Consider the following 19829-nt stretch of genomic DNA (forward strand, 5'->3'; position numbering starts at 1 on the left):
GCAACACGCCAGCCACACCCGGGCGCCGCGCACGAACCGCGCCCCAAACCGCAGGACCCTGCCCCGCGTCTCTGGGTCGGGGCGCGGAACCCGCGCAACACGCCGCCCCATCCCGCGCGCCGCGCACAAACCGCGCCCCGAACCCCACGACCCTCACCGACGTCCCGGCGTCGGGGGCCGCGGAACCCGCGCAACACCCCGCCCCACCCCGCGCGCCGCGCACAAACCGCGCCCCGAACCCCACGACCCTCACCGACGTCCCTGGGTCGGGGCGCGGAACCCGCGCAACACGCCGTCCCACCCGCGCGCCGCGCGCGAACCGCGCCCCAAACCCAAGGACCCTGACCCGCGTCCCAGGATCGGGGCGCGGAACCCGCGCAACACGCCGCCCCACCCCGCGCGCCGCGCACGAACGGCGCCCCAAACCCAAGGACCCTGACCCGCGTCCCGGCGTCGGGGCGCGGAACCCGCGGAACACGCCGCCCCACCCCGCGCGCCGCGCACGAACGGCGCCCCGAACGCACGACCCGCCGCGCTACACCCCGTTGCGCTCGCTGCGCCGCTCGATCAGTACGGTGTCGCGCCACTCCCCCGCCCGCGGGCCGGCGGCCGATTGCGCGATGCGCTCCCGGCGCCCGACCACGCGGAACCCCGCCTGCTCGTGAAGGCGCAGGCTCGCGGCGTTCTCGGGGAAGACGCTCGATTGAATCGTCCAGGCGCCGGCGGCTTCGGCATCCGCGATGAACGCGTCGAGCAGCATCCGTCCGATTCCCTGCCCGCGGAACGCGCGGTCCACGTACACCGAGTGCTCGATCACGCCCCGGTACACCTCGCGCGACGACACGGGCGACGCCGCCACCCACCCGGCCACCACACCAGCCACCGACTCAACCGCGACGAGCCGGCCGAACCCGAGCTTGCCGGCGTCGAACGCCTCCCACGTCGGCGTCGACGCCTCGAACGTCGCCTCGCCGTCTTCGATGCCCTGCGCGTAGATGCGCTCGACCGCCGGCCAGTCGCCGGGAACCATCGCGCGCGTCTCGATCACGAGCAACAGCTTGACCCGCCGCCGCCCAGATCGGTCGAGCACACACCGGTCGCCGGAAGCACGAGCTCGACGTTCGACGCCGACGCGAGGTCGCCGTCGAGCCACGCCGCCACCGACCGCACCTGCTCGTACCCCGTCGCGAGCAGGAAGGTCGGCGCGCGTCCGTACGACTTCATGCCGACGATGAAGAACCCGTTCTCGGGGTGCGTCAGCTCGCGGAACCCGTGCGGCTCGACCGTGCCGCACGAGTGCACGTTCGGGTCGATGAGCGGCGCGAGGCGCTTGGGCGCTTCGACGATGTCGTCGAGCTCGAGCCGAATCTCACGCAGCATGTCGAGGTCGGGCCGGAACCCGGTCGCGTTCACCACGACGTCGGTCTCGTGCGTGACGACCTCGCCCCCGCGGTACCCGACCAGCGCGACACCCTCACCGGCACGCCGGGCGCGGATGATCTCGAACCCGTCGACCACCTCGATGACACCCTCGGCGACGGCCTGGTCGACACGGCTGCCCAGCTTCGCGCGGTCTGCGAGCTCATCGTCGGGCGACGCCGACACCCGCACCGCCTGCGCGTTGCGGATCAGCCACGTCACCCGCGTCCCAGGTTCGTCCCGCGCCAGCTCGGCGAGCGCCAGCAGCGTGTTCGCCGCCGAGTGCCCCGCACCCACCACGGTCGTGCGGCGCCCGGCGAACCTCGCGCGGTCGCGGCCTCGCACATCGGGCAGTGCCGGGGCCACGACATCCGTGATCTCTTCGAAGCCCAGCAGCGGCAGGCCGTTCGACGACAGCGAGTTCGGCGTCGAGTACGTTCCCGAGGCGTCGATCACGGCCCGAGCCTGCAGCTCGTCCACCCCGTCGGCGGTGGCCACGCGCAGCACGAACGGGGTCGTCGACCGAGCCTTCGACCGGGTGCGGTCCATCCCCGCCCGGGCGACGCCCACCACCCGCACACCCGTGCGCACGACGGCCGCGATCGGCTCGAGCGCCGCGAGCGGACGCAGATACTGCTCGACCAGTTCAGTGCCGGTCGGCGCCCGCTCAGGGTCGGGAAGTTCCCATCCGGATGCCTCGAGCATGCGCCGCGCGACCGGGTCGACGAGGTGCTTCCACGGCGAGAAGAGCCGCGTGTGCCCCCACGAGCTGACGCTCGCCGCCACGGTGTCGCCCGACTCGAGCACGACCACGTCGATCCCGCGATCGACCAGGTGCGCGGCGGCCGCGAGACCGATCGGTCCGGCGCCGATGACGACGACGGGGAGCGTCGCGAGCCGGTCGCTCGTCGCGGTTCGGGGGGTGAGGTCGAGCAGGGTCACGGTCGTGCCTTTCGAATATCGATGAGCTTCGATGTCATCCTGCACCCGTCTATCGATGACTGTCAATATCGACTAGCATCGATGCATGATCACGCTCGAGGTGACCGATGTGTCCGCCCCCTGCTGCACGCCCCTCGTCCGCGACACCCTCTCGGCCGACGACGCCGAGCAGCTCGCGCACACCATGAAGGCCCTCGCCGACCCGACGCGACTCCGCCTGCTCTCGATCGTGGCCGCCTCCGACGGCGCCGAAGCCTGCGTGTGCGACCTCATCGACCCGGTCGGACTCAGCCAGCCCACCGTCTCGCACCACCTCAAGGTGCTCACCGAGGCCGGCTTCCTCACCCGCAGCAAGCGCGGCACCTGGGCGTACTACGCGCTCGTGCCCGGCGCCCTCGACCGCGTCTCGCAGCTCTTCGTCGCCTCGTGAACCCGACCGCCTCGTGAATCTGCCCCGCCGCACGCATCCTCGCCTCAGGAAGACCCACACTTCGTGAACCGCACCGCACGCGCCGCGCTCGGCGAGTTCCTCGGCAGCGCCGGTCTCGCCACGGTCGTCGTCGGCTCGGGCATCGCCGCCCAGCGCCTCTCCCCCGGCGACACCGGCCTGCAGCTGTTCGAGAACGCCTTCGCAACCGCCCTCGGCCTCGCGGTGCTGATTCTCGTGTTCGCGTCCGTGTCGGGCGCGCACTTCAACCCCGTCGTCACCCTGGCCGACCTCACCCTGCACCGCGAGCGGTGGTCCATCGCGGCCGTCTACCTTCCCGCGCAGGTGATCGGATGCATCGGCGGCGCCATTCTCGCGAACCTCATGTTCGCCGAGCCCGCGGTCGCGTGGAGCACCACCGACCGCTCCGGCTGGCCGCTCCTGCTCGCCGAGGTCGTCGCGACCGCGGGCCTGATCGTCGTGATCTTCGCCCTCGTGCGCACCGGCCGCTCGCACCTCGCCGCGCCCGCCGTCGGCGCCTACATCGGCGCCGCGTACTTCTTCACGTCATCGTCGAGCTTCGCGAACCCGGCGATCACGATCGGCCGCATGTTCTCCGACACCTTCGCCGGCATCGCGCCCGCCTCGGTGCTGCCCTTCATCGGTGCACAGCTGGTGGGTGCGGCGATCGGATGCCTCGTCGTCCGCGTGCTGTTCCCGGTCGAGGTCGGCCGCGCCACCGTCGAGGCGTGACGATCGGCACTTCGCGGCGATCACTGCCGTGAAAGCGGTCAGCCCTCCGGGTTCGCCGCCAGCGCGCGTCCCTTCTCCTGCAGGAAGGCGCAGATGGCAGCGAGCTCGCCGACGGCGTCGGCCATGAGGACCACCTGTCCCGTCGTCAGGTGCACGAACTCCTCACGGGGCTCGAACGTGACGACCCACTCGTCTTCTGCCACCGCGGGCGGTTCGACGTAGATCTCGGCGGGCGAGTTCAGCAGGCGCACCCCCACGAGGCCCGTGTCGGCGCCCTCGTCGCCGTCCTGCGGGATGACTCGGATGGTGACGTTCCGGGGCGGGTGCGCACTCTCGAATTCCGCCACCCACGTGCGCAGCATCTCCATCGAGCGGAACGGCATGTGATCCTCCTCGTACGAACGCACGCGCGTCCTGCCTCGCGGCGAGCGCCATCGCTCCCGCCTCCATCGTGGCGAGGACCGTGTCGGCCGGTCAAGATCCGATCTCCATGGTCGTCGCGCGACGGACTTCGACAGCGCGAGGGGGCTATCGAAGCGCCGTGAGAGAGAGGACGATGGAGAACGGAGTTGACCGGCGTCCCCCTCTATCGCGCCTTCGGCGCCTCGTTTCGCCGGCATCTCCATGGAGGCCCACAATGGGCAAGTTCACCTACGAAGGGGCGGTCCGGGTCGATTTCGACGACCGCACGCTCGCGCACCTCATGGTGGTGATCGGCACCAAGCTGCGCCGCAATGAAGGGTTCCACTTCAGCTGGAAGGACGACGCCAGCATCGGCGACGGCCGCACGACGGTATGGGTCCACGCGCAGAGCGCGCTGATCTACAAGTTCTACGGCAGCCGCCTGCCGAAGCTCAATCCGGCGTGGGTGGAGGCGCTGGCCTTCACCGCCAACTCGTCCACCGGACTGTATGTCGTGCCTGAACCGGCCGTCTCGCGGCTCGGCACCCGGGATCACGCCGACGCGATCTGACTCCGCTGCCGCGGACTAGGGCGAAACCGGAGCCCGCGAGAGCGCCGGATCACGGCTCGACGATCGGGAACCAGAACCGGAAGTCGTCGAGCAAACCGAAGAGTGTCCTCAACGCGCCCGGATCGCCGGTGACCTCGAGCGTCCCGTCGCCGAGGGCGTCGTCGACGGTCTTCGTGCCGAACACGAGCGACGCGAGGGTGAGCTTGTCGGACGACGCCCGCAGATCGGCCGCCGCCTCTCGGTGCGGCGTGTAGATGAGGCATCCGTTCCGCAGCTCGAGCAGGTACTGCTCGGTGCCCGACGCGCCGTCGGCGATCGTCCACGACATGGTGCCGCGTGCCTCGGCCGCCGCGGGGCCGTTGAGCTTGATGCCCATGTAGTCGAAGACCATGTCGGGCGTCATCGACCGGAGCACGTCGAGCGTCACGAGCTGGATCGCGCCGAGGTCGCGCACGCCGTGCCGGAGCTCCTGCGCGCCCATGAGGTAGGCGTTGCGCCAGGTCGGGTTCTCGCACTGGTAGCCGAGCTGCTCGAACGCGTCGGCCTGCAGAAGCCGCGCCTCCTCGTGGTCGGGCTGCGCGAACACGACGTGGCCCACCACCTCGGCCACCCAGCGGTACTCCCCCTGCTCGTACGACGCCCGCGCCTTCTCGACCACGGCGTCGGCCCCGCCCATGAATTCGACGTACTTCGGTGCGACCTTCTCGGGCGGCAGCGCGTGGAGGCGTGCCGGGTTGGCGTCGTACCACCCGATGTAGCGCTGGTAGACGGCCTTCGAGTTGTGGTTGACCGTGCCGTAGAAGCCCCGGTTGTACCACTGCTGATCGAGGGATGCCGGCAGTGTCAGCTCTTCGGCGATCTCGGTCATCGTCAGCCCGTGGTTGGCGAGGCGCAGCGACTGGTCGTGGATGTACTTGTACAGGTCGCGCTGGTTCTCGAGGTACGCGGTGACGTCGGCGGTTCCCCATCGCGGCCACCCGTGTTGGGCGAACACGACGTCGGTGTCGGCCCCGAACAGGTGCACCGTGTCGTTGAGCGTCTTCCACCAGGTGACCGCGTCGCGCACCTGCGCTCCCCGGAGCGTGAGCAGATTGTGGAGGGTGTGCGTCGCGTCTTCGGCAGCGCACAGGGCGCGCCGGTCGGGGAAGTGGATGAGGAACTCCGCCGGCGCCTCGGTGCCCGGCGCCATCTGGAACACCATGCGCACCCCGTCGATCTCGCGCGTCTCACCCGTCGTCGTGATGAGGTCGGTCGGCGGGATGAGGGTGGACTCGCCGGAGTGCGCGAGGTTGTTGGCCAGGCCCGCGTCGATCTGACCCTGCGTGCCCGACCGCAGGGCGGTGCCGTACTGGTAGAGCGCGCGCCGGGTCATCGCGTTGCCGGCGTAGACGTTCTCCGACACCGCCTCGGCGAGGAACCCCTCGGGCGCGATCACCGGCACGCCCGCGGCGAGTTCGTCCTCGCTGATCACGCCGCGTGCGCCGTTGTAGTGGTCGACGTGGCTGTGGGTGAAGATCACCGCCCGGATCGGCCGAGCGCCGCGGTGGGTGCGGTAGAGACGGATGCCGACGGTCGCGGTTTCGACGTACGACAACGGGTCGATCACGATGATCCCCTCGTCGCCCTCGACGATCGTCATGTTCGCCAGGTCGATGCCCCGCACCTGGTAAATACCGTCGGTCACCTCGAACAGGCCGTGGTGGTGGTTCGCCTGCGCGTGCCGCCACAGCCCCGGATGCACCGTGTCGGGCACCTCGGCGTCGAGGAAGTCGTGAGCCGAGATGTCGATGATCGGAACGCCGTCCGCCCGGTGGATGACCGGTTCGTCGAGCGTCGCGACGAAACCACGCGCCGCGTCGTCGAAGTCGCGGCGGTCGTGCAGCGGAAGGCTCGCGGCCGCCTCGGCGTTCGCCTTGCGGGTCCACTCCGTCGCCGGCTTCGGATCACGCGCACCACTCATGACAACCGCCTTCCGCATTCCGCCGCTCGGCTGGGCCCGCGCGGCTCGGGGTCAGCGTATCGACCCGGCAGCCACGCGTCACGGGTCGTCGCCCACCCTTCATCTCTCCGGCGCCGGGCGGGCGGTGCGCGCCGGACGGGCGGTGCGCGCCGGGCGGGCGGTGCGCGCCGGGCCCGGGTCCGACGGATGCCTCAGTTGCTGCTGCGGGCGATGTTGTCGGGGCGCTTCGGGCTCGCGGGGCGGTCGTCGTGCCGCTCGAAGCCGAGACGGGTGCGCACCCGGTCGAGCCAGTGCGGCGGGGGCGCCAGCGCGGCCACCGCCTCACGGTTGGTCGGATACACCGGCGCGTCGCCGAGGATCCCGAACCGGCGCAGGCGCGGGATCGCCCCCGAGCGCACGCGGCTGAACGCGAGGGCGATGTCGTGCTGCGCGAGCCAGGTGCGCAGGCCCTCGAACGCCTCGGCGGCCGTGACATCGACATCCGTCACCGCCTCCATGTCGATCACGACGTGATGGACCTCGCCGTCGCCCGCACCTGTCACGGCCCTCTTGACCGACTCGGCGAACACCGTCCCGTTCGCGAAGAACAGCGGCGCCGCCATCCGCACCACCACGACGCCGGGCGCGGTCGTCTCACCCGGCCCCGCCTCGTCGAGAAGGGATGCCGCGGGGTTGTCGTTGCGGGCGAGCACGTCGATCGCGGGGGTCGAGGCCCGCTTGGCCAGGTTGATGAGCGCCAGCACGAACGCGACCAGGATGCCGGGGATCGAGCCGATCAGCAGCGTCACCAGGAAGCAGGTCGCCGCGATCCAGAACTCGAAGCGGTCGAGCCGCCACAGGGCGCGGAGCTCGCCGATGCCGAGGAGCGGGAGGATCGCCACGGCGACGATCGCCCCGATCGCCGGCGACGGGATGTCGGCCAGAAGCGCCGTGCCGAACAGCAGCAGGAGCAGCGTGCCGGCGGCCATCACGAGCGACGGCAGCTGCGTGCGCGAGCCCGCCTGGTCCATCGCGGCGGTGCGGCTGGTCGACGACCCGACCGCGAAGCTCGCCGACGCGCCCGCCGCGATGTTCGCGACGCCGAACGCGAGGAGGTCCCGGTCGGGACTCGTGGGGTAGCGCCGCTTCTCGGCATACGATCTCGCGACGAGCAGACCCTCGGCGACCGTGACCATCGTGAGCGCGATCGCCGAGGGCACGAGCGCCAGCCACTCGGTCCACGAGATCACCGGCCAGGTCAGCGCCGGCGGCCCGGCGGGCACCTCGCCCAGCACGTCGACTCCGGCCTGATCGGCACCCGTGACCACGACCGCCATCGTGGCCAGCACGAGCACGACGAGCGCCCACGGCACCGCGGGCAGCCAGCGCCGCCCGAGCAGCAGCACCGCGACCGACACCACCGAGATCAGCACCGACCAGCCGTTCGTGGTCGAGAGGCCCGTGACGAGCTGCACCGACTTCTCGACGAATTCGCCGCCGCTGTCGATGCGCACGCCCAGCATCTTCGCGACCTGCGACACGAGGATGCCGAGCGCCAGGCCGCCGACGAACCCGACGAGGATCGGCTTGGAGAGGAAGTTCGCGAGGAACCCGAGCTTGAAGACGGCGAGCAGCACGAAGAGGACGCCGCTGATGATGGCCTGCGCCATCGCCAGCATCGCGTAGTCGGCCGAGCCGGCGACCGCGAGCCCGCCGACCGACGACGCGACGAGGGCGGCGGCCGCGGCATCCGGCGACGCCACGACCTGTCGCGACGACACCACGAGCGCGTAGAGCACGGTCGGCACGATGAGCGCGTAGAGCCCCGCCGTGGCGGGAAGCCCCGCGATCTGCGCGTACCCGATGTTGAGCGGGATGGCGATCGCGATCAGCGTCACACCGGCGAGCAGCTCGCGCCCGATGTTGCGACGGGTCAGTCCGGCGAGGGGCTTCTGCACGCGCGTTCCTTTCGGCCTGCGGCACCGGCGAACGGTGACGCGTCACAGGCTAGCGGCGTTCACCCGACCGGATGCGTGCTAGCCTTGGGAGTTCCCGTTCCCGGGACCCTGCGCACGAACCCTGCCTTGCATGCAGAAGTCGATTCGAGCGCCTGCCATCTTCTCCGCGGTGTCTGCACCCGCCCGCATCAAGCGCCGATGCTTGAGCACGAAACGACAATCCCGATGATCTCCCTCCACCTTGCCCACGCATTGACGTGGCGCCAAGCCGACCACGACGTGTTCGTGGCCACCTCCGGCGACGAGTACGCCGGCTTCACCCACCTCGCACTCTCCGGGGTCGTCGCGTACGGCTCCCGCGGCGAGGAGCTCGGCGTGTACGACACCGCCGAATCCGCCCGCGACGCGGTCGAGAGCTCGCACACGCACGCGAGTCAGGACAGGTCCGCACTCCCCCCGCGACGGCGCACCCCGCACCGCCGCCCCCTGATCGCCCACACTGCATCCTTGGTGTGGCACCCCGGCCGCTCCCGCGGCCCGAAGAAGAGGAAAGACACGATGGCCACTGGCACCGTGAAATGGTTCAACTCAGAGAAGGGCTACGGCTTCATCGCACCCGATGACGGCTCGGCCGATCTCTTCGCACACTTCAGCGCGATCGCCGGAGAGGGCTTCAAGGAGCTCACCGAGGGCCAGAAGGTCGCCTTCGAGCCCGAGCGTGGCCCGAAGGGCATGCAGGCAGCCGACATCCGGCCGCTCTGATCCCGCGGAATCGACGCCCGTCCCACTCCGGTGGGACGGGCGTTTCCTGTCTGCAGCCTGAACATCTCCCGGCAGAACGCGCATATACCGCCACGGTGATGCGGAGCGACGTAGCGTGGGACCAGCGATGGGCAACCGCCTCTGGCTTACACGGCCAGATCGGCCTCATCGAAACCGGGTGAATCATCTCCTCCACCGCTCTCGAGTCCCGACTCGGTCCCGTCCGTCAGACATATGCCGGAACCGCCGAGTTTCCCCCCGATCGCCAAGGCCTACACCGAGGTCTCGCAGGTCGTCAAAGAGAGCGGCCTGCTGCGACGCACCCCGTGGTTCTACGGAATCGTCGGCCTCGCGATCGCCCTCGGCTTCGGCGGCGCGATCACCGGCTTCATCCTGCTCGGCGACACCTGGTACCAGCTGCTCATCGCGGCGGCCCTCGGCATCCTGTTCACGCAGGTCGCGTTCCTTTCGCACGAGGCCGCGCACAAGCAGATCCTCGCGTCCGGTCCTGCGAACGACCGGCTCGCCCGCCTGCTCGGAAACGCCGTCGTCGGCATGAGCTACTCGTGGTGGACCAGCAAGCACACCCGCCACCACGCCAACCCCAACCGCGTGGGCAAGGACCCCGACATCGAGGTCGACACGATCTCGTTCCTGGATGCCGATGCCGGCCAGGCACGCGGCATCCGTCGCCTCATCACCCGGCGTCAAGGCTGGTTGTTCTTCCCGCTGCTCACGCTCGAGGGACTGAACCTGCACTTCCTCGCCTTCAAGCACCTGTTCAGCCGTGAGGGCGCCAAGGACCGCTGGGTCGAGCTCGGGATGCTCGCCGCCCGGTTCGCCGTGATCTGGACGCCCGTCTTCGTCTTCCTGCCGCTCGGGATGGCCTTCGCGTTCCTCGGGGTGCAGCTGGCCGTCTTCGGCGTGTACATGGGGGCGTCGTTCGCCCCGAACCACAAGGGCATGGCGATCATCGCGCCGGGCGCCAAGCTCGACTTCTTCAGCAAGCAGGTCTACACGTCCCGCAACGTCAGCGGCGGCTGGTGGGCGACCTGGCTCATGGGCGGGCTCAACTACCAGATCGAGCACCACCTCTTCCCGAACATGCCGCGCCCGCACCTCGCCCGCGCGCGCGAGATCGTGATCGAGCAGTGCCGCACCCTCGGGATCCCCTACACCGAGACCACGCTCGGACGGTCGTACGCCATCGTCATCGCGTACCTGAACCGCGTCGGCCTCGCCGCGCGCGACCCGTTCGACTGCCCCATGGTCGGCGAGTACCGCCGGGCCTGAGGTCGGCCCCCAGCGACTGGTCGGTCGGCGTCGACTCAGCCCGCCGCGCCGACCGGCGAATGATGGAGGTCGCGCCACTGGCGGGGAGTCATGCCGAAACGGCGGCGGAACCGGTCGGCGAAGTAGCTCGGGTTGCTGAAGCCGCACGCGCTCGCGATCGCGGAGATCGAGGCATCCCGCGCATCGCGCGCTGCCAGCGCCGCCCGCGCGCTGAGCAGCCGCTGCTCGATGATCGTCGCCTCGAGGCCGAGATCACGGTTCTCGTAGAGCCGATACAGCTGCCGGACCGAGATCGCGTTCGCCGCGGCGATCTTCGCGGGACTCAGGTCGGGGTCGCGCAGGTGATGGCGGATGTACGTCTCCACGCGATCGGGGAGCGACCGCTGCATGAGCTCCCGCGAGCGGTCGGCGTCGCTGGCCGCCGTCACGATGAGCGCGCGCATGAGCTCGATGCTCGCCGCCCCCACGCTGACCGCCGCGCCGCTGTCGACGATGCGACCGACGTTCGTCATCACGTGCCCGAAGTGATCGCGGACCAGGGCGTAGATCGGGCTTCCCGCCAGATTGGGCATCGCGGTGCGGATGACGTCCATCGGGACGTCGAGCACATCGAGGTCGACGTGGAAGGCGTACGACGCGCCGCTGCCACCCCACCCGTACACATACGGCGCCGACAGGTCGACGAGCATGAGGTCGTCGCGGTCGAACGTGCGGTCGTCCCGGTCGCGGGTCAGCCGGTTCAGCGAGCGCACCGGAAGCGCCAGCGCGATCGGGCAGTCGTTCATCCCCCTCGCCATCTTCGGGGTGCGCCGAAGGAGGGTGCCCGAGGCGTCGATCGTGAGCACCTTCGCCTGTCCCAGTTCGTAGGCGTGGATGCGCGCCCACAGCGCGTCGCGGTCCTCGAACGTGGCGGCGCTGGTGGTGCAGTTCTGGCTGACCGCGCTCTGGTACGCGTCTGCACGGTCGCTCGTGTCGATCTGGGCGGTGTCGAGCACAAGCATGGAAACCCCCTCTGAGAGCGGTGCCATGGCAGGTTGTCAGGCTCCCACCGGCAACCGCGATCTGTCAACGGCCGGTCCCCGCCGCCTGGCACTCTGGCGACAGAACACGTCGCTGAGCGGAATGTCCGCAACCGGGATGCGGTGCCACCATTGCGTGGCATGGCCACCCTCACCATCGAACGCATGCCTCGCGAAGAGGGCTTCAGCGTCATGCGCGACCTCGCCGCCCAGAACTCGGTGCCCTATGCGGTGTCGGCGGTCGATCCGTCGCGCCCGATCACCTTCGACATCCATCACCAGCTTCTTTCGGACCTGGTCGTGACGCACGTGCACACGGGCAACTATCGCGCGGTCCGGGCGGACGACCTCGTCCGGCGCTCCGAGCCTCGGCTGATCCTGCAGGTCGCCGACCGTGCGGTGACGACCGAGCAGCGCGGGCACCGGATCACCAGCACCCCGACCTCGGTCGTCGCGATGTGGAGCCTCGACCCGCTGCGTACCGACATCCCGGAACCGGCGTCCATCGACGCGATCACGCTGCCCCTCGATGACGTCGCACTGCCGCACCGGACCGTCCGCGATTTGATGGGCCGCGACCTCGGCGCTTCCCCCTTCGGCTCGGTCGTCGCCGGGTTCCTCTCGGGCCTGACCCGCGCCGATCTCGATGCGGAGGAATCGGATGCCGCGGCCTCCCCCACGATCGAACTGGTGCGGCTGCTTCTCGCGACCGCGTCCGGCGACCAGTCCGCCGCGCGCCGGCCCCTCGGCGAGACCATCGGGGTGCGCATCATGATGTACCTCCGCGCCCACCTGAGCGACCCCGATCTCACGGCCGAGAGCGTCGCCGCCCGCTTCAGCATCTCGCGGCGCTACCTGTACGTCGTGCTCGGGAGGATGGGCGTCTCGCTGGGCGAGTGGGTGCGCACCGAGCGGCTCAGCCGGGCGGCAGCCGCCCTCGCCGATGCGTCGCAGCGCGAGGTCACCGTCGCCGCGATCGGCAGAGGAGCAGGTTTCGCCGACCACTCGTCCTTCACCCGGGCTTTCCGCGAGAGGTATGGATGCACTCCCACGGAATGGCGCGAGCGCGGCGTTCACCCCTCCACCTCCGGGTAGAGCTGCTCGAGGCGCCCCGACAGGCGCCGGCGCACGCGCGCGGTGTACTCGTCGAGGACGACCTCGTTCGACCGGTCGGCGATCCCCGCGAGGATCGTCTCGGCCGCAGCGGGCATCGACATCCGCTCCCCCTCGTCGAAGGCTCCGATCGCGGCAAGGACGTGCACGCCCGACGGTCGCAGCTCGACGCGCAGCGCGTTGACGGCCGACCACAGCGCAGCCTGCGCGACGCCGAAGGCTCCCGTCAGGTTGATCCACGCCTGCACCGACTCGACGCACGCGATCACGCCGCCGCCGTTGGCGGCCAGCGTGGCGGCGAGCGCCGACGCGACCCGCAGCGGCGGGAAGAGGGCTCGGGCGAGGTGGCGCTGGAGGGCGTCCGCGTCGCCTCCGCTTACGGAGACGGGCGGCCACGTCGGTGACGTCGTCGTCGTCACCAGCACCGTGACGTCGGCGGCCGTCTCGGCGAGCCGGCCGATCGACACGGGATCGTCAGCATCGAGGAGCATGGGGACGACACGCCGCGACGGGGCCATGAGACGGTGGGGCGCGCACGCATAGACGCGGTCGGCACCGCCGCGCAATGACGCGCCGACGAGGTGCCCGCCGAGGTCGCCCGTCACGTCCGTGATCAGCACGACCTGCCTCTCGACCCCGCTCACACCGACCTCCTGCGCCGAGTCAACCCGCCGTGAGACGACCGCGCCTTGACCGGGTGTGCACGGAGGTGTGCGGACTGCGCACGCCCGCGGCATCCGTGCGCACTGTGCACACCCCCGTGCACGAACGGTGAAGGCGACGCGGGCGCCCGCGGCCGTAGCGTCCGAGCAGCAGACGAAGGAGGACGCCATGCCGTATCTGACCACGACCGATGGAACCGAGATCTTCTACAAAGACTGGGGAGGGGACGGGACGCCGGTGCTGCTCAGCCACGGCTGGCCGCTGAACTCCGACGCGTGGGAGGCGGCCGCCCTCTTCCTCGCCGAGCGCGGACACCGGGCGATCGCTCACGATCGGCGCGGTCACGGCAAGTCGACGCAGACGTGGCAGGGCAACGAGATGGACACCTACGCCGATGACCTCGCCCAGCTGCTCGACCACCTCGATCTGCACGGCGTCACCCTCGTCGGCCACTCGACCGGAGGCGGCGAAGTCCTCCACTACCTGGCGCGGCACGGGTCGTCGCGCGTGGCGAGGCTCATCCTCGTCTCCGCGGTGCCGCCGCTCATGGTGCGCACCGACGACAACCCGAACGGGCTGCCGATCGACGTCTTCGACGGCATCCGGGCAGGCGAGGCATCCAACCGTTCCCAGCTCTATCGCGAGCTCGCCGACGGGCCGTTCTTCGGCAACAATCGTGCCGGTGACGTGCCGCAAGGCACGCGCGACGCGTTCTGGCTGCAGGGCCTCGCGTCGGGCACCCGCAACGCCTACGAGTGCATCGCCGCGTTCTCCGCCACCGACTTCCGCCCCGATCTCGCGAAGGTCGATGTGCCGACGCTCGTGATCCACGGCGACGACGACCAGATCGTCCCGTTCGGGATCAGCGGGAAGCTGTCGGCCCAGCTCGTCGACGGCGCGCAGCTCATCGTCTACGAAGGCGGCGCACACGGGCTGCCCGACACCGCACGCGACCGGCTGCACGCCGACATCCTCGCCTTCGTCGAATCCTGACTGACCCGCACACCCGAAACACCCGAGCGCCCGCGAAAGGAACGCATCATGAGCACTGCCGACGCACCCGACACCATCGTCCTCGTCCACGGCCTGTGGGTCACGCCCCGCAGCTGGGAGCACTGGAAGACGCACTACGAGAGCAAGGGCTTCACCGTCGTCACCCCCGCCTACCCCGGGTTCGAGATCGAGGTCGAGGCGCTTCGCGAGAACCCCGACGTCATCGCGAACCTCACCGTTCCCGAAACCGTCGACCACCTCGCCGGGGTGATCGAGGCGCTCCCCCGTCCGCCCATCATCATGGGGCACTCGTTCGGAGGCACCCTCACCCAGCTCCTCCTCGCCCGCGGGCTCGGCGCCGCCGGCGCGGTCATCGACTCCGCCCCCACCGAAGGCGTTCGGGTCACGCCGCTCTCGCAAGCGCGGTCGCTGTTCCCCGCGCTCAAGAACCCGGCGAACTTCCACAAGGCGGTCGGCTTCACGAAGGACGAGTGGCACTACGCCTTCGCCAATGTGCTGACGCGCGAGGAATCGGATGCCTCGTGGGACCGGTACGCGATCCCCGCACCGGGCAACTGGGTCTGGGCGTACGGACTGCTGGCGAACTTCCAACCCGGCCACCAGGAGACGTGGGTGGACTACAGCGCCGACCGCGCGCCGCTGCTGTTCATCGGCGGAAGCGAGGACCACATCATGCCGCCGTCGGTGAACAAGTCCAACGCCAAGCACTGGGAGAAGTCGCCGGCGATCACCGAGTACCACGAGTTCGAGGGCCGCGGCCACTGGACCTGCGCCGAACCGGGGTGGGAGGCGGTCGCCGACTACGCCCTCGAGTGGACGCTCGCGCACGCGAGGTCGACGGCCGACCGGACCACCGCCTGACGGCGGGCGGCACCGGGACGAGATCATGAACGTCACCCGGATCGGCGGGCCCACCGTCCTCGTCGAGCTCGACGGCTGGCGCATCCTCGTCGATCCGACGTTCGACGCCCCCGGCCGGCGATACTCGTTCGGGCTGGGGACGTCGAGCGTGAAGACCCGCGGGCCGTCGGTCCCCGTCGACGAGCTCGGTGAGATCGACGTGATCCTCGTCAGCCACGACCATCACGCCGACAACCTCGACGACGCCGGCCGCGCGCTGCTCCCGGGCGCCCGTCACGTCGTGACGACCGTCTCGGGCGCGGGCCGCCTCGGCCTGCCGAACGCTCACGGACTCGCGACGGGAGACACGATCCTGCTCGAGGCTCCCGGCCGCGAGCCCATCCGGGTCGGCGCCACCCCGTGCCGTCACGGGCCGCCGCTGAGCCGGCGGCTGGTGGGCGACGTCATCGGGTTCACCGTCCGCCGCCAGTCGCGCGCGCACTTCGACCTGTGGGCGACCGGCGACACCGTCCTCACCCGTCGCCTCCGCCGGACCGCGCGCCACATGACCGTCGACGTCGCGATCGTCAACGGCGGCGGCGTGCAGTTCGGCATCACGGGGCCCGTGCGGTACTCGATGACGGGAACGGATGCCGCCAAGCTCATCGCCGCCCTCGAACCGGCCATCGCGATCCCGGCGCACTACGACGGCTGGTCGCACTTCCGCGACGGCGAAGCCGGCATGCGCACGGCCATCGCCACGGCGCCGGCGGCCGTCCGCGACCGGGTGCGCTGGCTCCCCGACGGCGAGCCCGTCGACCTCGGCGAATCCCTCGACCCGCAGAAGACCGCGCCGTAGCGCGATGCCCCGGGTCCAGGCATCCGGCCCCTTCTTCGCCTTCTCGCCGCCGCAACTCCCCTCCCGGGCTCGGCCCACCCGAACCTGCTTTATCGCGGCCTGCCCACCCCAACGAAAGGACACACCATGAACCGTCGTCATTCGCGAGGCCTCTTCGGTCTCGCCGCCGCCGCTCTGGCAGCGACCCTCGCCGTGCTCGGCGCCGTCGCGATCCCCGCCACCGCGTCCGAGCCCACCGCCGTCAGCCCGGCAAGCCGCGGCGCTGCGAAGCCGACCATCGTGCTCGTGCACGGCGCCTTTGCCGACTCGAGCGGCTGGAACCTCGTCGCACCGGCGCTGCAGGCCGAGGGCTATCCGGTCCTCGCCTTCTCGAACCCGCTGCGCGGCATCGCCTACGACAGCCAGTACCTGCGCGACTTCCTCGGCACCATCGAGGGGCCGATCGTGCTCGTCGGCCACTCCTATGGCGGCGCGCTGATCACGAATGCCGCGACCGGCGACCCCGACGTGAAGTCGCTCGTCTACATCGCCGCCTACGCGCTCGACGAGGGCGAGTCGGTCGCCGCCGCGAACTCGCTCGGCGGCGGCCACACCGAAGTCACCGAGAACCTGGTGATCCGGCCGTTCCCGGGCGCGACGAACGGCGACGCCGACGCCTACATCGACCCGGAGGCGTTCCCGCGGCTCTTCGCGCAGGATCTGCCCCGCGTCGTGGCCAAGACGATGGCCGCCTCGCAGCGACCCGGCTCGTACGCCTCGCTCGTGACGCCGTCCGGCCCGCCGGCGTGGAAGACGATCCCCAGCTGGTACCTGGTCGCCAAGCAGGACCGCATCATCCCTCCCGAGGCGGAGCGGGTGATGGCGGCCCGCGCCGGAGCCACCACCGTCGAGGTCAACACCTCCCACGTGCCGATGCTGAGTAAGCCGCAGTCGGTGATCTCACTGATCCGCAAGGCCTCGAAGTAGCGCGCGACCCGCGTGCACAACGTCGGCGATCCCTCCCCTCGCCCGGAGCCACGGCTCAGGCGGCGACGGGCGGAGCCGGATCGCCGACGTTGTGCGCGCGAGGCCCCGGGCACGGCCTCGAGATCGGCCCCTCGCGGACCGACGAACCCTCATGCACAAACGCCCCTCCCCGTCAAGACCCCTCCCGTGACACCGGTTCGCCGCCAATCTGAGCCTTGATACGGCGTTCCCGGACCCGAAGGAGGCTCCCATGCTCGCTCCCTCTCAGACGGAGACGCACCGCCATCCCGAACTGGTGTGGGTCGGGTCGGGAGCCTGGGTCGCCTGCGATCCCGCTGTCGCCGAGCACGATCCGCACCGCATCGTCGCCTACCTCGAGTGCAAGGATGCTCGCGTGTACCTGCTGTGGGTCGGCAACCCCGATGGCGTGCACGAGTTCGACACGATCCGCACCGCGCTCGAAGCCGTCTCGCAGCGCCTGGAGCCGCTGGCCGCATGACGACGGGCCGCCTCCCGAGGGAGACGGCCCGTGCCGACGGCTCGCGTCGAACGCGCAGCCGGTCAGCTGACCTTGCGGCGGTAGATCGCCATCGCCGCGATGTAGGCCACGACGAGGATGCCGACGCACCACGCCAGCGCCACCCAGATCTCGTTGCCCACGGGTTCCTGCGCGAACAGCGCGCGGATCGTGTTCACGATGGGCGTGACCGGCTGGTTCTCGGCGAACCAGGCGACCGGGCCCGGCATCGACTCGGTCGGGACGAACGCCGAGCTGAGGAACGGCAGGAAGATCAGCGGGTACGAGAAGGCGACCGCGCCGTCCATGGTCTTCGCCGTGAGCCCGGGGATCACGGCGAGCCAGGTCAGCGCGAGGGTGAAGAGGAAGAGGATCCCCGCGACGGCGAGCCACGCCCCCACCCCGGCGCCGGTGCGGAAGCCGAGCAGCAGCGCGACGCCCACGACGACGACGAGCGAGACGCCGTTCGAGACGATCGACGTGAGCACGTGCGCCCACAGCACCCCCGACCGCGCAATCGGCATGGACTGGAACCGCTCGAAGATGCCGCCCTGCATGTCTTGGAAGAGCCGGTACGCGGTGTACGAGATCCCCGAGGCGATGGTGATGAGCAGGATGCCGGGGAGCAGGTAGTCGACGTACGAACCGTCGAACGAGCCGGTGTCGATCGCCCCGCCGAAGACGAAGACGAACAGCAGCATGAAGGCGATCGGCATGACCGCCGTGGTGATGATGGTGTCGGGGCTGCGCAGGACGTGCCGCAGCGAGCGACCGGTGAGAACGGCGGTGTCGCCGACGACGTGAGCGCTCATGACGGATCCTTCCGGGGTGTGGGGTGGTCGGTGTCGCCGGCCTCGCCCACCAGGGCGAGGAACACGTCCTCGAGGGACGGCTGCTTCTCGATGTACTCGACCTGGGCGGGCGGCAGCAGCCGCTTGAGCTCTGCGAGCGTGCCGTTCTGGATGATGGTGCCCTGGTGCAGGATCGCGATCCGGTCGGCGAGCTGTTCGGCCTCATCGAGGTACTGCGTCGTGAGCAGGACGGTGGTGCCGCTGCGGGCGAGCTGCTTGACGGTCTGCCAGACCTCGATCCGCGCCTGCGGGTCGAGGCCGGTGGTGGGCTCGTCGAGGAAGATGACCGGCGGGTCGCCGATCAGGCTCATCGCGATGTCGAGCCGGCGCCGCATGCCTCCGGAGTACGTGGCGGCCTTGCGGCTGCCCGCCTCGGTGAGGTCGAATCGCGCCAACAGGTCGTCCGCGACGTCCCCCGGGTTCTTCAGGTGCCGCAGCTTGGCGACGAGCACGAGGTTCTCGCGTCCCGACAGCATTTCGTCCACGGCGGCGAACTGGCCCGTGAGGCTGATCGCCTCGCGCACCTCGCCGGCCGCCGTCGCGACGTCGTGACCCTGCACGGTCGCCGAGCCGGCGTCGGCCTTCAGCAGCGTCGACAGGATGCGGACGAGGGTGGTCTTGCCGGCTCCGTTCGAGCCGAGCAGGGCGAAGATCGTGCCCCGGTCGACGTCGAAGTCGACGCCGCGCAGCACGGGGAGGTCTTTGAACGACTTCTCGACGCCCCGCACCTGGATGGCGGTCGCGCTCATTGCTGGTCCTCCTTCTCGAGGTCGCGGATCGTCCGGGTGAGCCGGTCGCGCTCCTTGTCGATCCAGCGCTTGCCGGCATAGGCGGCGGCGAAGGCCTCGGCGAACTCGACCGGGTCATCCCCGACGATGTCGTCGACGGGCGTCTGGTCGGCGGCGGCACGCTCCCACAGGTCGGCGAAGTCGTTCAGCATCGTGATCATCACGCCGGGGTCGCCGTCGGTGATGCCGCCGTTGTACATGAAGTAGCGCTCGAAGGCCTTGGCGGCCGCGCCGTAGGGCTCGGGCAGCGCCGCGATCCGAGCCTTGTACTGCCGGTACGCCCGCTTGTCGTCGAGCGAGCCGGTCAGGAATTCGATCCACTTGGCGGCCATGTCAGTTCTCTCCTTGCGTCGCGTTGCCATCGGTGTTGTGGAGCTGTTCGATCCGTTCGGCGAGGAAGCTCCAGGTCCTCCAGAACTCTTCGAGCTGTTCGCGCCCCTGCGCGTTGAGCGAGTACACCTTGCGCGGCGGCCCCTTCTCGGACGGGACCTTCTCGACGTCGACGAATCCCCGCTGCTCGATGCGGACGAGGAGGGCGTACACCGTCCCCTCGACGAGGTCGGAGAAGCCCTGATCGCGAAGCGTCGCGGTGATCTCGTAGCCGTACGCCGGCCGTGCCGAGAGCACCGCGAGCACGATGCCCTCGAGAGTGCCCTTCAGCATCTCGGTCATCTGATTGCCCATCGGACTCATCTCCTACTCTGTGTTGCTGAGTACCACTAGACGGTAACAC

21 protein-coding genes and 1 pseudogene are annotated in these 19829 nt (G+C 70.2%); 11 read left to right on the plus strand and 11 right to left on the minus strand.

Going from position 1 to position 19829, the window contains the following annotated elements; genetic code table 11:
- Window positions 1-535: 535 nt before the first annotated feature.
- Together ACFUTX_RS12185 and ACFUTX_RS12190 are read right to left on the minus strand one after the other, a co-directional pair.
- Entirely contained in the window at window positions 536-1030 is a 495-nt protein-coding gene (locus ACFUTX_RS12185; protein ID WP_378865319.1) for a GNAT family N-acetyltransferase, read from the minus strand.
- A 14-nt stretch (window positions 1031-1044) separates the two neighbouring features.
- Window positions 1045-2361, minus strand: a complete 1317-nt coding sequence (locus ACFUTX_RS12190) for an FAD-dependent oxidoreductase (protein WP_378864798.1) — start codon at window positions 2359-2361, stop codon at window positions 1045-1047.
- A gap of 85 nt (window positions 2362-2446) precedes the next feature.
- Here ACFUTX_RS12190 and ACFUTX_RS12195 point away from each other — a divergent pair, with 85 nt between their 5' ends.
- Together ACFUTX_RS12195 and ACFUTX_RS12200 are read left to right on the plus strand one after the other, a co-directional pair.
- Complete coding sequence (locus ACFUTX_RS12195) at window positions 2447-2791, plus strand: metalloregulator ArsR/SmtB family transcription factor (protein WP_378864800.1); 345 nt, start codon at window positions 2447-2449, stop codon at window positions 2789-2791.
- 63 nt (window positions 2792-2854) lie between these two features.
- Window positions 2855-3541, plus strand: a complete 687-nt coding sequence (locus ACFUTX_RS12200) for an aquaporin (RefSeq protein WP_378864803.1) — start codon at window positions 2855-2857, stop codon at window positions 3539-3541.
- A gap of 38 nt (window positions 3542-3579) precedes the next feature.
- Here ACFUTX_RS12200 and ACFUTX_RS12205 read toward each other — a convergent pair whose 3' ends face one another.
- Window positions 3580-3924 (minus strand): hypothetical protein, encoded by a 345-nt coding sequence (locus tag ACFUTX_RS12205; protein WP_378864806.1) that lies wholly within the window; start codon window positions 3922-3924, stop codon window positions 3580-3582.
- Window positions 3925-4178: 254 nt separating this feature from the next.
- On the opposite strand from ACFUTX_RS12205, the gene ACFUTX_RS12210 reads away from it, so the two are divergent.
- Window positions 4179-4514 carry an ATP-dependent DNA ligase gene (locus ACFUTX_RS12210; RefSeq protein ID WP_378864808.1) on the plus strand — a complete coding sequence of 112 codons (336 nt, stop codon included), beginning with the start codon at window positions 4179-4181 and terminating at the stop codon, window positions 4512-4514.
- A gap of 49 nt (window positions 4515-4563) precedes the next feature.
- Here the strand turns inward: ACFUTX_RS12210 and ACFUTX_RS12215 are convergent, their stop codons facing one another.
- Complete coding sequence (locus tag ACFUTX_RS12215) at window positions 4564-6474, minus strand: alkyl/aryl-sulfatase (RefSeq protein ID WP_378864811.1); 1911 nt, start codon at window positions 6472-6474, stop codon at window positions 4564-4566.
- Between the two features lie 191 nt (window positions 6475-6665).
- A complete protein-coding gene (locus ACFUTX_RS12220; RefSeq protein WP_378864814.1) occupies window positions 6666-8411 on the minus strand; it encodes a SulP family inorganic anion transporter in 1746 nt (581 codons plus the stop codon).
- Window positions 8412-8969: 558 nt separating this feature from the next.
- On the opposite strand from ACFUTX_RS12220, the gene ACFUTX_RS12225 reads away from it, so the two are divergent.
- Both ACFUTX_RS12225 and ACFUTX_RS12230 read left to right on the plus strand, forming a co-directional pair.
- On the plus strand, window positions 8970-9173 hold the full coding sequence (locus tag ACFUTX_RS12225) for a cold-shock protein (protein ID WP_378865321.1): 204 nt from the start codon (window positions 8970-8972) through the stop codon (window positions 9171-9173).
- A gap of 185 nt (window positions 9174-9358) precedes the next feature.
- Window positions 9359-10466 (plus strand): annotated as a pseudogene (locus ACFUTX_RS12230) (fatty acid desaturase family protein).
- A gap of 35 nt (window positions 10467-10501) precedes the next feature.
- Here ACFUTX_RS12230 and ACFUTX_RS12235 read toward each other — a convergent pair.
- Window positions 10502-11467, minus strand: a complete 966-nt coding sequence (locus tag ACFUTX_RS12235; RefSeq protein WP_378864817.1) for a helix-turn-helix domain-containing protein — start codon at window positions 11465-11467, stop codon at window positions 10502-10504.
- A 159-nt stretch (window positions 11468-11626) separates the two neighbouring features.
- Between ACFUTX_RS12235 and ACFUTX_RS12240 the strand changes: the two genes are divergently transcribed.
- Window positions 11627-12580 carry a helix-turn-helix domain-containing protein gene (locus ACFUTX_RS12240; RefSeq protein ID WP_378864820.1) on the plus strand — a complete coding sequence of 318 codons (954 nt, stop codon included), beginning with the start codon at window positions 11627-11629 and terminating at the stop codon, window positions 12578-12580.
- Here ACFUTX_RS12240 and ACFUTX_RS12245 read toward each other — a convergent pair.
- A complete protein-coding gene (locus ACFUTX_RS12245) occupies window positions 12559-13242 on the minus strand; it encodes a hypothetical protein (RefSeq protein WP_378864823.1) in 684 nt (227 codons plus the stop codon). The two genes, ACFUTX_RS12240 and ACFUTX_RS12245, sit on opposite strands and share 22 nt — an antisense overlap.
- Window positions 13243-13429: 187 nt before the next feature.
- Between ACFUTX_RS12245 and ACFUTX_RS12250 the strand changes: the two genes are divergently transcribed.
- The 5 genes from ACFUTX_RS12250 (at window position 13430) to ACFUTX_RS12270 (ending at window position 17439) form a co-directional block, all read left to right on the plus strand.
- Window positions 13430-14254, plus strand: coding sequence for an alpha/beta fold hydrolase (locus ACFUTX_RS12250; RefSeq protein ID WP_378864826.1), 825 nt, complete (start codon window positions 13430-13432; stop codon window positions 14252-14254).
- 48 nt (window positions 14255-14302) lie between these two features.
- Entirely contained in the window at window positions 14303-15136 is an 834-nt protein-coding gene (locus tag ACFUTX_RS12255; RefSeq protein WP_378864829.1) for an alpha/beta hydrolase, read from the plus strand.
- A gap of 25 nt (window positions 15137-15161) precedes the next feature.
- On the plus strand, window positions 15162-15974 hold the full coding sequence (locus ACFUTX_RS12260) for an MBL fold metallo-hydrolase (protein WP_378864832.1): 813 nt from the start codon (window positions 15162-15164) through the stop codon (window positions 15972-15974).
- A gap of 126 nt (window positions 15975-16100) precedes the next feature.
- On the plus strand, window positions 16101-16940 hold the full coding sequence (locus tag ACFUTX_RS12265) for an alpha/beta fold hydrolase (RefSeq protein ID WP_378864835.1): 840 nt from the start codon (window positions 16101-16103) through the stop codon (window positions 16938-16940).
- Window positions 16941-17190: 250 nt separating this feature from the next.
- A complete protein-coding gene (locus ACFUTX_RS12270) occupies window positions 17191-17439 on the plus strand; it encodes a hypothetical protein (RefSeq protein WP_378864838.1) in 249 nt (82 codons plus the stop codon).
- Between the two features lie 62 nt (window positions 17440-17501).
- Here ACFUTX_RS12270 and ACFUTX_RS12275 read toward each other — a convergent pair whose 3' ends face one another.
- From ACFUTX_RS12275 to ACFUTX_RS12290, 4 genes are read right to left on the minus strand one after another with little or no spacing between them, the layout of a single operon-like run.
- Window positions 17502-18269: an ABC transporter permease gene (locus ACFUTX_RS12275; RefSeq protein ID WP_378864841.1), complete on the minus strand. Its 768-nt coding sequence runs from the start codon at window positions 18267-18269 to the stop codon at window positions 17502-17504.
- Window positions 18266-19057, minus strand: coding sequence for an ABC transporter ATP-binding protein (locus ACFUTX_RS12280; RefSeq protein ID WP_378864844.1), 792 nt, complete (start codon window positions 19055-19057; stop codon window positions 18266-18268). Before ACFUTX_RS12280 ends, ACFUTX_RS12275 begins: the two co-directional genes overlap by 4 nt.
- Entirely contained in the window at window positions 19054-19428 is a 375-nt protein-coding gene (locus ACFUTX_RS12285; protein WP_378864847.1) for a DUF1048 domain-containing protein, read from the minus strand. The genes ACFUTX_RS12280 and ACFUTX_RS12285 overlap by 4 nt, the downstream gene beginning before the upstream one ends.
- Window position 19429: 1 nt before the next feature.
- Window positions 19430-19780 carry a PadR family transcriptional regulator gene (locus ACFUTX_RS12290; RefSeq protein WP_378864850.1) on the minus strand — a complete coding sequence of 117 codons (351 nt, stop codon included), beginning with the start codon at window positions 19778-19780 and terminating at the stop codon, window positions 19430-19432.
- Window positions 19781-19829: the final 49 nt, after the last annotated feature.

It is taken from the genome of Microbacterium sp. NPDC057407 (assembly GCF_042803895.1).
Taxonomy (GTDB): domain Bacteria; phylum Actinomycetota; class Actinomycetes; order Actinomycetales; family Microbacteriaceae; genus Microbacterium.

What these genes read in the sequence shown, in the direction of transcription:
- ACFUTX_RS12185 (WP_378865319.1), bottom strand. Translation starts at nt 1,030, where the DNA reads ATGGTTCCCGGCGACTGGCCGGCGGTCGAGCGCATCTACGCGCAGGGC.
- ACFUTX_RS12195 (WP_378864800.1), top strand. Translation starts at nt 2,447, where the DNA reads ATGATCACGCTCGAGGTGACCGATGTGTCCGCCCCCTGCTGCACGCCC.
- ACFUTX_RS12205 (WP_378864806.1), bottom strand. Translation starts at nt 3,924, where the DNA reads ATGCCGTTCCGCTCGATGGAGATGCTGCGCACGTGGGTGGCGGAATTC.
- ACFUTX_RS12210 (WP_378864808.1), top strand. Translation starts at nt 4,179, where the DNA reads ATGGGCAAGTTCACCTACGAAGGGGCGGTCCGGGTCGATTTCGACGAC.
- ACFUTX_RS12215 (WP_378864811.1), bottom strand. Translation starts at nt 6,474, where the DNA reads ATGAGTGGTGCGCGTGATCCGAAGCCGGCGACGGAGTGGACCCGCAAG.
- ACFUTX_RS12225 (WP_378865321.1), top strand. Translation starts at nt 8,970, where the DNA reads ATGGCCACTGGCACCGTGAAATGGTTCAACTCAGAGAAGGGCTACGGC.
- ACFUTX_RS12235 (WP_378864817.1), bottom strand. Translation starts at nt 11,467, where the DNA reads ATGCTTGTGCTCGACACCGCCCAGATCGACACGAGCGACCGTGCAGAC.
- ACFUTX_RS12240 (WP_378864820.1), top strand. Translation starts at nt 11,627, where the DNA reads ATGGCCACCCTCACCATCGAACGCATGCCTCGCGAAGAGGGCTTCAGC.
- ACFUTX_RS12250 (WP_378864826.1), top strand. Translation starts at nt 13,430, where the DNA reads ATGCCGTATCTGACCACGACCGATGGAACCGAGATCTTCTACAAAGAC.
- ACFUTX_RS12255 (WP_378864829.1), top strand. Translation starts at nt 14,303, where the DNA reads ATGAGCACTGCCGACGCACCCGACACCATCGTCCTCGTCCACGGCCTG.
- ACFUTX_RS12260 (WP_378864832.1), top strand. Translation starts at nt 15,162, where the DNA reads ATGAACGTCACCCGGATCGGCGGGCCCACCGTCCTCGTCGAGCTCGAC.
- ACFUTX_RS12265 (WP_378864835.1), top strand. Translation starts at nt 16,101, where the DNA reads ATGAACCGTCGTCATTCGCGAGGCCTCTTCGGTCTCGCCGCCGCCGCT.
- ACFUTX_RS12270 (WP_378864838.1), top strand. Translation starts at nt 17,191, where the DNA reads ATGCTCGCTCCCTCTCAGACGGAGACGCACCGCCATCCCGAACTGGTG.
- ACFUTX_RS12275 (WP_378864841.1), bottom strand. Translation starts at nt 18,269, where the DNA reads ATGAGCGCTCACGTCGTCGGCGACACCGCCGTTCTCACCGGTCGCTCG.
- ACFUTX_RS12280 (WP_378864844.1), bottom strand. Translation starts at nt 19,057, where the DNA reads ATGAGCGCGACCGCCATCCAGGTGCGGGGCGTCGAGAAGTCGTTCAAA.
- ACFUTX_RS12285 (WP_378864847.1), bottom strand. Translation starts at nt 19,428, where the DNA reads ATGGCCGCCAAGTGGATCGAATTCCTGACCGGCTCGCTCGACGACAAG.
- ACFUTX_RS12290 (WP_378864850.1), bottom strand. Translation starts at nt 19,780, where the DNA reads ATGGGCAATCAGATGACCGAGATGCTGAAGGGCACTCTCGAGGGCATC.